We start from the raw sequence: 13062 nt of genomic DNA, 5'->3' as shown, positions 1-13062 counted from the left end.
ATGCGCCTGGTCTTCGCCGGCACGCCCGAGGTGGCGCTGCCCTCCCTGCGCGCCCTGATCGACTCGCCGCGGCACGAGGTGGTGGCCGTGGTCACCCGCCCCGACGCGCCCGCCGGTCGCGGCCGCACCCTGCACCGCTCCCCGGTCGGCGCGCTGGCCGACGAGCACGGCATCGAGGTGCTCACCCCGGAGAAAGCCGGGGATGAGCAGTTCCTGGCGCGGCTGCGCGAGCTCGACCCCGACTGCTGCCCGGTGGTCGCCTACGGGGCGCTGCTGCCCCAGCGCACCCTGGACATCCCCAGACACGGCTGGGTGAACCTGCACTTCTCGCTGCTGCCTGCCTGGCGCGGCGCGGCTCCGGTGCAGGCCGCGATCAAGGCCGGTGACGAGGTCACCGGGGCCAGCGCCTTCCGGATCGTCAAACCCCTCGACGCCGGACCCGTCTTCGGCGTGGTCACCGAGACCGTCCAGGACCGCGACACCGCCGGTGAGCTGCTGGACCGCCTGTCCATCTCCGGCGCGCGGCTGCTCGTCGCGACCATGGACGGCATCGAGGACGGCACCCTGGAGGCCCGGCCGCAGCCGGCGGAGGGCGTCACCTACGCGGGCAAGGTCACCGTGGAGGACGCCAAGGCCGACTTCACCCAGCCCGCCGCCGCGGTGGACCGGCTGGTCCGCTCGGTCACCCCGGAACCGGGGGCCTGGGCGGAGTTCCGCGGCGAACGCCTCAAACTCGGACCGCTCACCCCGGTGGAGGCCGAGGCGCTGCCGCCCGGCGAGCTGCGGGTGGAGAAACGCAGGGTGCTCGTCGGCACCGCGACCGGACCACTCGCCCTCGGCGAGGTCCAGGCCCAGGGCAAGAAACGGATGGCCGCCACCGACTGGGCTCGGGGCGTGCGGCCGGAACAGGGAGAACGGCTCGGATGATGCACCAGCCCAACCGTCGGCAGGCCCGCTCGGACCGCAGCGGACCCCCGCGCCGGCGCTCGGGGCCGCGCCGTCCGCCGGAGACCGACCCGGCCCGCAAAGCCGCCCTGGACACCCTGACCGCGGTCCGCGAACGCGACGCCTACGCCAACCTCGTGCTGCCCGGCCTGCTCCGCGACCGGCGGCTGCACGGCCGCGACGCCGGACTGGCCACCGAGCTCACCTACGGCGCCTGCCGCGCCCAGGGCCTCCTGGACGCGGTCCTGCAGGCGTGCAGCGACCGGCCACTGGCCGAGGTGGACGGTGTCGCACTGGACGCGCTGCGGCTGGGCGCCTATCAGCTGTTGCGCACCCGCGTCCCCGCGCACGCCGCGGTCGCCTCCACCGTGGACCTGGTCCGCCTGGAGCTGGGCACCGGCGCGGGCGGTTTCGCCAACGCGGTGCTGCGCCGGGTCGCCCAGCAGGACGAGGAGGCCTGGGTCGCCGAACTGGCCCCCGACGAGGACAGCGACCCGATCGGGCACCTGGCCTTCGCCAACGCCCACCCCAAGTGGATCGCCCAGGCCTTCGCCGAGGCGCTCGGCCCGGACAAGGCCGAACTGGCCGCCGCGCTGGCCGCCGACGACGCCCGGCCCGCCGTGCACCTGGCCGCCCGCCCCGGCGAGGTCACCGCCGAGGAGCTGGCCGCCATCACCGGCGGCGAGGAGGCCCCCTACTCGCCCTACGGCGTGCACCTGGACCCCGGCGCGGGCGACCCTGGCGACCTGGACCCGCTGCGCGAGGGCCTGGCCGCGGTGCAGGACGAGGGCAGCCAGCTGTGCGCCCTGGCACTGAGCCGCGCGCCGCTGGAAGGCCCGGACGAGACCTGGCTGGACCTGTGCGCCGGACCCGGCGGCAAGGCCGGGATGCTGGCCTCGCTGATCAGCATGCAGGGCGGCACCCTGGACGCGGTGGAGAAGGCCCCGCACCGCGCCGACCTGGTCCGCAAGGCCACCGCCGGCCTGCCCATCACCGTGCACATCGCCGACGGCCGCGACCCCGGCCTGCCCGAGGGGAGCTACGACCGGGTCCTGGTGGACGCCCCGTGCACCGGGCTGGGCGCGCTGCGCCGCCGCCCGGAGGCCCGCTGGCGCCGCCGCCCCGACGACCTGGCCGAGCTGACCAAGCTCCAGCGCGAGCTGTTGCTCTCCGCGCTGAACCTGGTCCGCCCCGGCGGGGTGGTCGCCTACGTGGTCTGCTCGCCGCACCTGCGGGAGACGGTCAGCGTGGTCGCCGAGGTCGCCCGCCGCACCGGCGCGGAACAGCTGGACACCCGCGAGTACTTCCCGAACGTGCCCGACCTCGGCCCCGGCCCGTCGGTGCAGCTGTGGCCGCACCGGCACGGCACCGACGCCATGTTCTGCGCCCTGTTCCGCCGCCCAGCCTGACCACAACGGCCAACACCCCGTACCACCACGGCCAACACCCCGTACGACAACGGCCAACACTCGCGCGGCGTCGAGTGTTGGCCGTTGTGGGTCAGATCGTGGCGAGGTAGCGCTCGGCGGCGGACTCGGTGAAGAACCACTCCTGGAGGTCGGGTGGGTTGACGAAGCCGTTGGCGAAGCGTTCGGCGATCGCCGGGCGCATCGCGGCCAGGCCGAGCAGCTTCTGCACGTGCGCCGGCGGCGGGGCCAGCAGGGCGTGGGAGAACCGCGTCGACCACTGGGCGTGGGACCAGAACTCGGCGAAGCAGCGGTGCATCCAGGCCTCGTCGAACGGGCCGTCGTGGCCGCGGATCGCCCGGTGCGTCACGGCGGCGTGGTGCGCGGCGTTGTTGGCGCCCTGACCGGCGATCGGGTCGTTGAGCACCACCACGTCGGCCAGGCCCAGCACCGGCCTGCCGCAGGGCAGGGTGGTCACCGGGGCGCGCACGGTGGGCTGGAGACCGCGCGGATGGGCCAGCCAGGCGTGCTCGTCGACCAGCTCCGCGCCGCGGAAACCCTCGGCCTCCCAAGGGAAGAACTTGGTCAGCAGCTCCTTGGTAAGCGCCAGGTGCGCCTGCGGGGTAGCGCTTTCCCGCCAGCGGTCCATCTGACGGCCGGGAACCGACTCCAGCAGCACGAACCAGGCAGGACCGTCCGCGGTGACCGCAGGAATGGCGATCACCTCGCCGATCTTGGGCAGGATGCTGAAGCACACCCGGTCCGGGCTGCTCACCCGCAGGCCGTGCACCGCGCACAGGCCAAGGGTGCGCTTGGGCTTGGACTGCTCGCGCACCGGGAAGATCTTGCTCAACCCGCCCTTGCCGCTGGCCACCACGGTCAGATCATGTTGCGCCGCAATGCGATCCAGCGACTCCGGGGTGACCTGCTCGATCACCAGCCTGCCGCCCAGCCGCTCGAAGACCGCCAGCCAGGCCGGGTACTTCACCCGCTGGTCCACCGCCTGGGCGGCGGTCCGCAGCGGGGTGTCCCACCCCACCGCGGTGCCGCCGTCGCCGTCGCCGATCCGCAGGCGCAGACCGTCGATCAGCGGATCCTCGTTGTCCCACAACGACAATCCCGCCGCCCGCTCCAGCTCCCTGGCCGCGCCGAAGACCGCGGCGCTGGAGGGGAGCCGGCCCGAGGCGATCTGCTCGGCGGTGACGGGGGAGTAGAGGGTGATGTCGTGGTCGCCGTCCCGCAGGAGCGCGACACCGAGCTGGAGTCCGGACTGACCTGAGCCAACGATGGCGATTCGACCCATGCGACCAGTCTGGTGGGACCCCGGCGCGGCGCGCAGCCGGAGAACAGGTGCCTACCTTCAGACGGGGGACAACTTCGCCCGGTTGGCCGTATCCGCGAGCTCGCCGGAACGTTCGGTGACGAACAGTCTTGGCGCCAGCACCAGGATCGCCGCGGCGGAGAGGGTGTAGGCGTTGCCCAGCACGTGCTGGGCCAGGTTCCAGCCCAGGTGGTCGTAGTAGGAGAACCACCAGTGCGGGGACAGGAAGGTGACCAGGCCGAACACCCCGGCCAGGGACAGCGCCAGCCTGTCCTTGGCGCGCGCGCCGAGCACCACCAGGCACAGCAGCACCGGCACCGCCCACACCCAGTGGTGCGACCAGGACACCGGCGAGACCAGCAGCCCGCCCAGCGCGTTCAGCGACAACGCCCACGGCGCGCCCACGGTGTCGAAAGCTTGGCGCATGCCGCGCAGCAGCAGGAACAGCACACCCAGGGACAGCAGCAGCCACAGCACGGTCAGCGGCACGCCCTCCAGCCCGGTCCTGGCCAGCAGGCCCTTGATCGACTGGTTGCCGGGGTAGGTGGCGCCGCCGATGCGGCCGGTGTCCAGCAGGGTCTCGGTCCAGTACTGGGCCGAGTCGCGGGCGGCCAGCAGGAAGCCGAGCGCGGTCGCGCCCAGGAAGCTCAGCACCGTGGTCAGCTCGGCCCGCCGGTCCTTGTTCAGCAGGAAGAACAGCAGGAACACCGCGGGGGTGAGCTTGATCGCGGCCGCGATGCCGATCAGCAGACCCCTCGGCCAGCGCGGGTTGCGGGCCAGGCAGTCCACCGCGACCAGGGCCAGCAGGATCATGTTGATCTGCCCGAACCCGGCGGTGCCGCGGATCGGGTCCAGCGCCAGCGCCAGCGGCAGCGCGGTCAGCAGCGGCCACGGCACCCGGCCGGCCGCGCGCACGCCGAGCCGGTCGAGCACCATGGCGGCCACCAGCGCGGTCAGCAGCGCGGTCAGCGAGGTCACGATCAGCGCCGCGGTGTGCCAGGAGATCCAGGTCAGCGGCACGAACAGCACCGCGGCCAGCGGCGGGTAGGTGAACGGCAGGCCCACCCCGGCCTGGGTCAGCGGCATCTGCCCGTACAGCTCGCCGCCGTCCAGCCACACCTGCGCGCCGATCCGGTAGACGTCCAGGTCGATCGGCGTGGTGAACACGAACAGCCCCTGGTCGCCCCACCGCGTGAACAAAGCGGTCAGCGCGACCAGGTTGGCCACGATGATCCCCGCGCGCCCGAGTGGGCTGCGCCACAGTCTCTCCAGCGCAGAACGCACCGGCCACCTCCACCATCCACTCCGGACGCAACACACGTCCGGCTGTGGCGTCAGGTCTATGTGGCGGTGCTTATCGGGCCGCTAAGGACGATCTTTATGGATCGCTGACAGAACGGGGATCGGGACATGCGGGTGCTGCTCGGGGAGGCCGCGCACCGGAGGTCCGAGGACGAGGTCGAGGCGTTGCGCCGGCTCTCGATCGCGGTGGACCACTGCCGGGACACCGCGGCGGTGCTGGAGCGGCTGGGGGTGCACGACTACGACGTGCTGGTGCTGGACCAGCAACTGCCCGGCTGGGACCGGTTGTGCGCCAAGACATCCGTGCTCGCGCCGGAAGCCCGCCTGCTGCTGGTCACCGGCCCCGCGCTGGCCGATCGCCTGCACGGCTTGGAACTGGGCGCCGACGACTGCCTGGCCCGCCCCTACGCCTTCGCCGAGCTGCTGGCCCGCATCCGCGCCCTGGGCAGGCGGGCCAGCCCCGCGCTGCCCCCGGTGCTGGAACACCGCGGCGTGGTGCTGGACCTGGCCCGGCACCGGGCGCTGCGGGACGGCACGCCGTTGTTGTTGTCGCCCAAGGAGTTCGCCGTGCTGGAAGTGTTGCTGCGCGCGCGGGGCTCGGTGGTCAGCCCGGAACAGCTGCTGGAGAAGGCCTGGGACGAGCACGCCAACCCGTTCACCAACGCGGTCCGGATGGCGGTGATGACGTTGCGCCGCAAGCTCGGCGAGCCCTGCGTCATCCGCACCGTGCCCAGGGCGGGCTACCAGCTGGCCTGAGGTGTGGCACTTGGTCCACTGTGGAAGTGGCACGATGGTCCCTTGTGGAACACCAGGGGCTGCGCCGGGAGCTGACCGGCAGACAGGTCGGCATGATCGCCATCGGCGGGGCCATCGGCACCGGCCTGTTCCTCGGCTCCGGACTGGCCATCTCACTGGCCGGGCCCGCGGTGGTGCTGGCCTACCTGCTGGCCGCCGTCGCCGCGCTCGCGCTGGCCTACGCGCTGGCCGAGATGACCGTGGTGCACCCCGAACCCGGCGGCTTCGGCACCGTCGCGCACCGCTACCTCGGGCCGATGGCCGGGTTCGTGCAGCGCTGGATCTACGTGGCCGCGCAGGTGGTCAACATCGGCAGCGAGGTGGTCGCTGCCGGGCTGTACGCGCGGTTCTGGTTCCCGCAGCTGCCGCTGTGGCTGCCGGTGCTGCTGTTCTCCCTCGGTGTGCTCGCGGTCAACCTCGCCTCGGTGCGCTTCTTCGGCGAGTTCGAGTACTGGTTCGCCATGATCAAGGTCGCCACCATCGTGGTGTTCGTGCTGCTCGGCGCGGCCTACCTGGCCTTCGGCCTGCCCGGCCACCCCTCACCGGGCCTCTCGGCGTGGAACGACGGCGGGTTCGCGCCCAACGGGCTCGGCGCGGTCTGGCTGGCGGTGACCGTGGTCACCTTCTCCTACCTGGGCACCGAGGCGGTCGCGGTCACCGCCGCGGAGTCCAAGGACCCCGGCCGGGACGTGCCGCGCGCGGCCAAGGGCATGGTGGCCAGGCTGGTGCTGTTCTACGTGCTCGGCATGGCCGTGGTGGTCAGCATCGTGCCGTGGCGGGAGACCGCCTCCGCGCAGGGCGTGCTGGAGAGCCCGTTCGTGAGGTTGTTCACCTTCGCCGGCATCCCCGCCGCGGCCGGGATCATGAACTTCGTCATCCTCACCGCCGCGCTCTCGGCGATGAACACCAACCTCTACCTCAGCTCCCGGATGCTCTACTCGCTGGCCCGCGACGGACACGCCCCCCGGGCGCTGGCCAAGGTCTCCGAACGCGGCTCGCCCACCCGCGCGCTCGGCGTGGTCGCACTCGGCCTGGTGATCGCGGTGCTGGTCTCCGTGCTGTCCCCGGCCGAGGCGTTCCCGCTGCTGGTGGGCCTGGCGCTGTTCGGCGCGCTGGTCGCCTGGATCCTCATCTTCGCCACCCAACTGGCCTTCCGGTCCCAGCGCGCCGCCGCCGGGCTGCCGCCCTCCCCGGTCCGGCTGCCCGGCGCGCCCTACACCACGGTGGCCGCGATGCTCTTCGTGGCCGCCGTGCTGGTCACCACCGCCTTCACCGAGCAGTTCGCCACCGCCTGGCTGGCCGGGGTCCCGTTCCTGCTCATGCTCGTGGGCGCATACCTGCTGTCCAGGCGGCGTCAGCGGGCGGCATAGACTCACCGGCGTGTGCCGCCAGCCGATGATCGCGCCGTCGATCCTCTCCGCCGACTTCGCCCGTCTCGCCGAGGAGACCGCCGCCGTGCGCGGCGCCGACTGGCTGCACGTGGATGTGATGGACGCCCACTTCGTGCCCAACCTGACCCTGGGCCTGCCCGTGGTCCAGTCGCTGCTCAAGGCCACCGACATCCCGATCGACTGCCACCTGATGATCGAGGACCCGGACCGCTGGGCGATCGGCTACGCCGAGGCCGGGGCCTACAACGTCACCGTGCACGTCGAGGCGGCCAAGGACCCGGTCAAACTCGCCAAGGACCTCAAGGCTGCCGGTGCCAAGGCGGGCCTGTCGATCAAGCCCGGCACCCCGCTGGAGCCCTACCTCGAGGTGCTCAAGCACTACGACACGCTGCTGGTCATGTCGGTGGAGCCCGGTTTCGGCGGCCAGTCCTTCATGCCGGAGGTGCTGGACAAGGTCCGCACCGCCCGCCGCCTGGTCAACACCGGCCACCTCAAGCTGGTGGTGGAGATCGACGGCGGCATCAACGACGACACCATCGAAGCCGCCGCCGAGGCCGGGGTGGACTGCTTCGTGGCCGGCTCGGCCGTCTACGGCGCGGAGGACCCGGCCGCCGCCGTCAGCGCGCTGCGCGCCAAGGCCGCCGCGGTCCGGGGATGAGCCCCCAGGACCGGTTGCCGCTGGTGGAGGCGATGCGCACGGCCATCGCCGCCAGCACCGCCGTGCTGGGCACCACCAGCCCCAACCCGCCGGTCGGCGCGGTCATCCTGGACGCCGACGGCGTGGTGGCCGGGGTGGGCGCGACCCAGCCGCCCGGTGGCCCGCACGCCGAGGTGATGGCCCTGCGCGAGGCGGGGGAGAAGGCCAGGGGCGGCTGCGCCGTGGTCACCCTGGAACCCTGCAACCACACCGGCCGCACCCCGCCCTGCGTGGACGCCCTGCTCACCGCGGGCGTGGCCGAGGTGCACTACGCGGTGGCCGACCCCAACCCCAGGGCCGCCGGCGGCGCGGACCGGCTGCGGGCCGGGGACGTCGAGGTCAGCGAGGGGCTGCTGGCCGAGCAGGTGCGCCGCGGGCCGCTGCGCGCCTGGCTGCACCACGCCCGCACCGGCCGCCCGCACGTGACCTGGAAGTACGCCGCCACCCTCGACGGCCGGGTCGCCGCCGCTGACGGCACCAGCCGCTGGATCAGCTCCCCGGAGTCCAGGGCCGAGGTGCACCGGCTGCGCGGCCGGGCCGACGCGATCGTGGTCGGCCGCGGCACCGTGCTCGCCGACGACCCCGAGCTCACCGCCCGCACCCCCGACGGCGGCCTCGCGCCGCGGCAGCCGCTGCGCGTGGTGGTCGGCGCGGGCGACCTGCCCGTCGCGGCCAGGGTGCGCAACGACGCGGCGCAGACCCTGCACCTGCGCACGCACGAGCCCAGGATGGTGCTGGCCGAGCTCGCCGCGCGCGGCGTGGTGGACGTGCTCCTGGAGGGCGGGCCGCGGCTGGCCGGGGCCTTCGCCGCCGCCGGGCTGATCGACCGGGTGCTGCTCTACCTGGCCCCCGGCCTGCTCGGCGCCGGCCCGGCCGCGCTGGCCGAGGCCGGGGTGGGAACGATCGCGGACACCGTGCGGTTGCAGTTCGAAGAGGTCGGCAGGAGCGGACCGGACGTGCGGATCAGCGCGGTACCCGCGCCGTAGGAGGAGGACGACGTGTTCACCGGGATCGTGGAGGAACGAGGCCATCTCGTCGCGGTCGAGCAGCTCACCGACGCGGCGCGGATCACCGTGGCCGGGCCGCTGGTCACCTCCGACGCCAAGCACGGCGACTCGATCGCGGTCAACGGCGTCTGCCTGACCGTGGTCGAGACCACCGACGGCGCGTTCACCGCCGACGTGATGCGCGAGACCCTCCAGCGCAGCAACCTGGGCAAGGCCGCCGCCGGCGACCCGGTCAACCTGGAGCGCGCCGCCGCGGTGGGCCAGCGCCTGGGCGGGCACATCATGCAGGGCCACGTGGACGGCACCGGCACCATCGCCGCCCGCGAGCCCTCCGCGCACTGGGAGCTCGTCCGGGTGGCCATCCCCCCTGCGCTGTCCCGCTACCTGGTGGAGAAGGGCTCGGTGGCCATCGACGGCGTCTCGCTGACCGTGGTCGAGGTCGGCGAGGACTTCTTCACCGTGAGCCTCATCCCCACCACCCTCGACTTGACCACACTTGGTATCCGGCAGCCCGGGGACCAGGTCAACCTGGAAGTGGACGTGCTCGCGAAGTACGTCGAGAAGCTCGCCAGCGGGGCCATCACGGCCGCTACCAAGGAGACCCGGTGACCGAATTCGACACCATCGAGGCAGCCATCGCCGACATCGCGGCGGGCCGGCCCGTCATCGTGGTCGACGACGAGGACCGGGAGAACGAGGGCGACCTCATCTTCGCCGCGGAGAAGGCCACCCCGGAGCTGATCGCCTTCACCGTGCGCTACACCTCCGGCTACATCTGCGTGCCGCTGCCGGAGTCCGACTGCGACCGGCTCGACCTGCCGCCGATGTACCACACCAACCAGGACGCCCGCGGCACCGCCTACACCGTCACCGTGGACGCCCGCAGCGGCGTGTCCACCGGCATCTCCGCCGCCGACCGGGCGCACACCATCCGGCTGCTCGCCGACGCCGCCTCCACCGCCGCCGACTTCAACCGGCCCGGCCACGTGGTCCCGCTGCGCGCCAAGGAAGGCGGCGTGCTGCGTCGCCCCGGCCACACCGAGGCCGCGGTGGACCTGGCCCGCCTGGCCGGACTCCGCCCGGCGGGCGTGCTGTGCGAGGTGGTCAGCCAGAAGGACGACGGCGACATGGCCCGCCGCGACGAGCTGGAGGTCTTCGCCGCCGAGCACGACCTCAAGCTGATCAGCATCGCCGGGCTGATCGCCTACCGCCGCCGCTTCGAGAAGCAGGTGCAGCGGGTCGCCGAGGCCCGCATCCCCACCGCGCACGGCGTCTTCCGCGCGGTCGGCTACGACAGCCTGCTGGACGGCATCGAGCACGTGGCCCTGGTCACCGGCGAGCTCGGCGACGGCGAGGACGTGCTGGTCCGGGTGCACTCCGAATGCCTCACCGGCGACGTGTTCGGCTCGCTGCGCTGCGACTGCGGACCCCAGCTGGACGCCGCGCTGGCCGCGGTCGCCGCCGAGGGCCGCGGCGTGGTGCTCTACATGCGCGGCCACGAGGGCCGCGGCATCGGCCTGATGCACAAGCTGCAGGCCTACCAGCTGCAGGACAACGGCGCCGACACCGTGGACGCCAACCTCGCCCTGGGCATGCCGGCCGACGCCCGCGACTACGGCACCGGCGCGCAGATCCTCTCCGACCTGGGCATCCGCTCCATGCGGCTGCTCACCAACAACCCGGCCAAGCGGGTGGGCCTGGAGGGCTACGGCCTGCGCGTGGCCGACCGGGTGCCGATGCCGATCCGGCCCAACCCGGAGAACCTGCGCTACCTGCGCACCAAGCGGGACCGGATGGGCCACGAGCTGTACGACCTCGAGAACCTCGGGGCGGAGACGGGAGACCGGGCATGAGCGGAGCGGGACGGCCGGAGATCGAGGTCCCGAGCGCCGGTGTGAGCTTGAAGGTGGCTATCGCGGCCACTCGCTGGCACCCGGAGATCACTGACCAGCTGGTCGAGCGGGCGCTGGTCGCGGCCAGCAAGGCCGGGGTGGCCGAACCCAAGGTGGTGCGGGTCGCGGGCGCGATCGAGCTGCCGGTGGTCTGCCAGGAGCTGGCCCGCCGCTACGACGCGGTGGTCGCCCTCGGCGTGGTCATCCGCGGCGGCACCCCGCACTTCGAGTACGTCTGCGATGCGGTCACCGACGGCCTCACCCGGATCGCCCTGGACGAGTCCACCCCGGTCGGCAACGGCGTGCTCACCTGCGACACCCTGGAACAGGCCCTGGACCGCTCCGGGCGGCCGGGCAGCGCCGAGGACAAGGGCTTCGAGGCCTGTGTCGCGGCCATCGACACCGCGGTGACACTGCGCGGGCTGCGGGGTGGAAAATGACGGTCGTGGCAGAGCAGACCGAGACCGCGACACCCGCCGCCGTCGTCATCCGCCCGCACCTGGTCCGGATCATCGGGTTCACCCTGGCCCCGATCCTGTTGCTGGCCTTCGCCAGCGCCGGGATCTTCATGCGGGCCACCTACACCGGCGCGCACTTCCGGATCTCCGATCAGGTGGCCATGGTCATCGTCGGCGTGCTGCTGGCCGCGGGCGCGCTGGTGCTGACCAGGCCCCGGCTGATCATCGACGCCGACGGGGTGGACGTGCGCGGGTTCGTCGCCCGCAAACGCCTGTCCTGGCAGGAGATCCTCGGCGTCAGCTTCCCGGACAAGGCCTACTTCGCCAAGCTGGACCTGCCGCACGACGAGCACTACCCGGCCATCGCCATCCAGTCCTGGGACGGGCCGCGCGCGGTGCAGGCGATCCGGGTTCTTCGTGAGAGGTACGCCGCAGCCCACGCCGAGTGAACAAGGGATACGTTGGGGCGCATGGAGATCCGCCTCGGTGAACTGACCTTCGACGTGGCCGTGTCCGGACCGGCCGACGGCGAGGTGGTGCTGCTGCTGCACGGCTTCCCGCAGTCCCACCACTGCTGGGACGAGGTCGTGGAGCTGCTCAACGCCCGCGGCTACCGCACCGTCGCCCCCGACCAGCGCGGCTACTCACCCGGCGCCCGGCCGGCCGCGGTCGACGGCTACGACATCCCGCTGCTGGCCGCCGACGCGGTCGGCATCCTGGACGCACTCGAGGTGCCTGCCGCGCACGTGGTCGGCCACGACTGGGGCGCCATCGTGGCCTGGAACGTGGCCGTCCGGCACCCGGATCGCACCCGCACGCTGACCGCGCTGTCCGTGCCGCACCCGGCCGCCTTCGCCTGGGCCCGCGAGCACGATGCCGACCAGCAGGCCCGCTCCACCTACATCGACCTGTTCCGCACCGAGGGCAAGGCCGAGGACGTGCTGCTCGCCGACGGAGCCCAGCGCCTGCGTGAGACCATGGTCCCGCCGCTGACGCCGGAGCAGGCCGCCCCGCACCTGGCCCTGCTCGGGCAGCGGGCGGCGCTGACCGGGGCGCTCAACTGGTACCGGGCGATCGGCCCCGAACTCGGCGAGCTCGGCCCCGTCACCGTGCCCACCACCTACCTCTGGAGCACCGAGGACCGCGCCCTGGGCCGGGCCGGAGCGCAGCGTTGCGGACAGCACGTGACCGGGTCCTACCGGTTCGTCGAGGTCGAGGGCATCACGCACTGGATTCCGGAGCAGGCGCCAAAACTCGTCGCCGAGGAGATCGTCCGGCTGGCCACCGGCTGAACCCGGTTCGCGGAGCTCGCGTAGTACAGGGCACGAACTGGACCGTCCACCCACCACAGGAGGTTCCCGTGCCCGCTCCCGAGCTGCCCAGACCCACCCGGCGCACCGTGCTGTGCGGACTGGCCGCGGCCCTGCTCGTGCCCGCCGGGCTGGTCTCGGCCTGCGGCACCGAGACCCCGGCCGGATCCGGGCCCGGCGGCACACCGGGCGGCACCGGCGGGGCGGCCCCGGGCGGGGCGCTGGCCAAGCTGGCCGACATCCCGGTCGGCAAGGGCGCGGTGGTCACCGGCCCGCAGGGGCCGTTGTTGCTGGTACGGGCCTCGGAGACCGAGGTCAGGGCGTTCAACGCGGCCTGCCCGCACGCCGGCACCCCGGTCGCGCCACCGGCCAACGGCACCATCACCTGCCCCAACCACGGCAGCCAGTTCGACGCCGGGTCCGGCGCGGTGAAGAAGGGACCGGCCACCACCGGACTGACCCCGGTCAAGGTCACCGTCGCCGACGGGCAGGTGCTCGCGGCCTGATTCACCGCAGGGCAATATGATGGAAACTCGGA

The 13062-nt window shown here is 73.0% G+C and carries 14 protein-coding genes; 12 read left to right on the top strand and 2 right to left on the bottom strand.

Annotation, left to right across the window (positions count from 1 at the left end; genetic code table 11):
* Together fmt and N8J89_RS28495 are read left to right on the top strand one after the other, a co-directional pair.
* On the top strand, positions 1 to 927 hold the full coding sequence (gene fmt / locus N8J89_RS28500) for a methionyl-tRNA formyltransferase (protein ID WP_283660085.1): 927 nt from the start codon (positions 1 to 3) through the stop codon (positions 925 to 927).
* Positions 924 to 2354, top strand: coding sequence for an RsmB/NOP family class I SAM-dependent RNA methyltransferase (locus tag N8J89_RS28495; RefSeq protein ID WP_283660084.1), 1431 nt, complete (start codon positions 924 to 926; stop codon positions 2352 to 2354). The genes fmt and N8J89_RS28495 overlap by 4 nt, the downstream gene beginning before the upstream one ends.
* Before the next feature lie 91 nt (positions 2355 to 2445).
* On the opposite strand, the gene N8J89_RS28490 is transcribed toward N8J89_RS28495, so the two are convergent.
* Both N8J89_RS28490 and N8J89_RS28485 read right to left on the bottom strand, forming a co-directional pair.
* Positions 2446 to 3654 (bottom strand): styrene monooxygenase/indole monooxygenase family protein, encoded by a 1209-nt coding sequence (locus N8J89_RS28490; protein WP_283660083.1) that lies wholly within the window; start codon positions 3652 to 3654, stop codon positions 2446 to 2448.
* Between the two features lie 57 nt (positions 3655 to 3711).
* Positions 3712 to 4956, bottom strand: a complete 1245-nt coding sequence (locus tag N8J89_RS28485) for a glycosyltransferase 87 family protein (RefSeq protein ID WP_283660082.1) — start codon at positions 4954 to 4956, stop codon at positions 3712 to 3714.
* Positions 4957 to 5082: 126 nt separating this feature from the next.
* Between N8J89_RS28485 and N8J89_RS28480 the strand changes: the two genes are divergently transcribed.
* The 10 genes from N8J89_RS28480 (at position 5083) to N8J89_RS28435 (ending at position 13030) form a co-directional block, all read left to right on the top strand.
* Complete coding sequence (locus N8J89_RS28480) at positions 5083 to 5730, top strand: response regulator transcription factor (protein ID WP_283660081.1); 648 nt, start codon at positions 5083 to 5085, stop codon at positions 5728 to 5730.
* A 44-nt stretch (positions 5731 to 5774) separates the two neighbouring features.
* On the top strand, positions 5775 to 7139 hold the full coding sequence (locus N8J89_RS28475) for an amino acid permease (RefSeq protein ID WP_349497407.1): 1365 nt from the start codon (positions 5775 to 5777) through the stop codon (positions 7137 to 7139).
* A gap of 25 nt (positions 7140 to 7164) precedes the next feature.
* Positions 7165 to 7818 (top strand): ribulose-phosphate 3-epimerase, encoded by a 654-nt coding sequence (gene rpe, locus N8J89_RS28470; RefSeq protein WP_283666269.1) that lies wholly within the window; start codon positions 7165 to 7167, stop codon positions 7816 to 7818.
* Positions 7815 to 8843, top strand: a complete 1029-nt coding sequence (ribD, locus tag N8J89_RS28465) for a bifunctional diaminohydroxyphosphoribosylaminopyrimidine deaminase/5-amino-6-(5-phosphoribosylamino)uracil reductase RibD (protein WP_283660080.1) — start codon at positions 7815 to 7817, stop codon at positions 8841 to 8843. Before rpe ends, ribD begins: the two co-directional genes overlap by 4 nt.
* Positions 8844 to 8855: 12 nt before the next feature.
* Positions 8856 to 9473 (top strand): riboflavin synthase, encoded by a 618-nt coding sequence (locus N8J89_RS28460; RefSeq protein ID WP_283660079.1) that lies wholly within the window; start codon positions 8856 to 8858, stop codon positions 9471 to 9473.
* Entirely contained in the window at positions 9470 to 10717 is a 1248-nt protein-coding gene (locus tag N8J89_RS28455; protein WP_283660078.1) for a bifunctional 3,4-dihydroxy-2-butanone-4-phosphate synthase/GTP cyclohydrolase II, read from the top strand. The genes N8J89_RS28460 and N8J89_RS28455 overlap by 4 nt, the downstream gene beginning before the upstream one ends.
* A complete protein-coding gene (ribH, locus tag N8J89_RS28450; RefSeq protein ID WP_283660077.1) occupies positions 10714 to 11196 on the top strand; it encodes a 6,7-dimethyl-8-ribityllumazine synthase in 483 nt (160 codons plus the stop codon). Before N8J89_RS28455 ends, ribH begins: the two co-directional genes overlap by 4 nt.
* Positions 11197 to 11201: 5 nt before the next feature.
* Positions 11202 to 11663 (top strand): PH domain-containing protein, encoded by a 462-nt coding sequence (locus tag N8J89_RS28445; RefSeq protein ID WP_283660076.1) that lies wholly within the window; start codon positions 11202 to 11204, stop codon positions 11661 to 11663.
* Positions 11664 to 11684: 21 nt separating this feature from the next.
* Complete coding sequence (locus tag N8J89_RS28440; protein WP_283660075.1) at positions 11685 to 12506, top strand: alpha/beta fold hydrolase; 822 nt, start codon at positions 11685 to 11687, stop codon at positions 12504 to 12506.
* 68 nt (positions 12507 to 12574) lie between these two features.
* The gene (locus tag N8J89_RS28435; protein ID WP_283660074.1) at positions 12575 to 13030 is read left to right on the top strand and encodes a Rieske (2Fe-2S) protein; all 456 of its coding nucleotides are present in this window, start codon (positions 12575 to 12577) and stop codon (positions 13028 to 13030) included.
* Positions 13031 to 13062 lie beyond the last annotated feature (32 nt).

Source organism: Crossiella sp. CA-258035, from assembly GCF_030064675.1.
In the GTDB taxonomy this organism is placed as follows: domain Bacteria; phylum Actinomycetota; class Actinomycetes; order Mycobacteriales; family Pseudonocardiaceae; genus Crossiella.
Note: the sequence above shows the minus strand (reverse complement) of the source record. Positions and strands in the feature narration are given on the sequence as shown.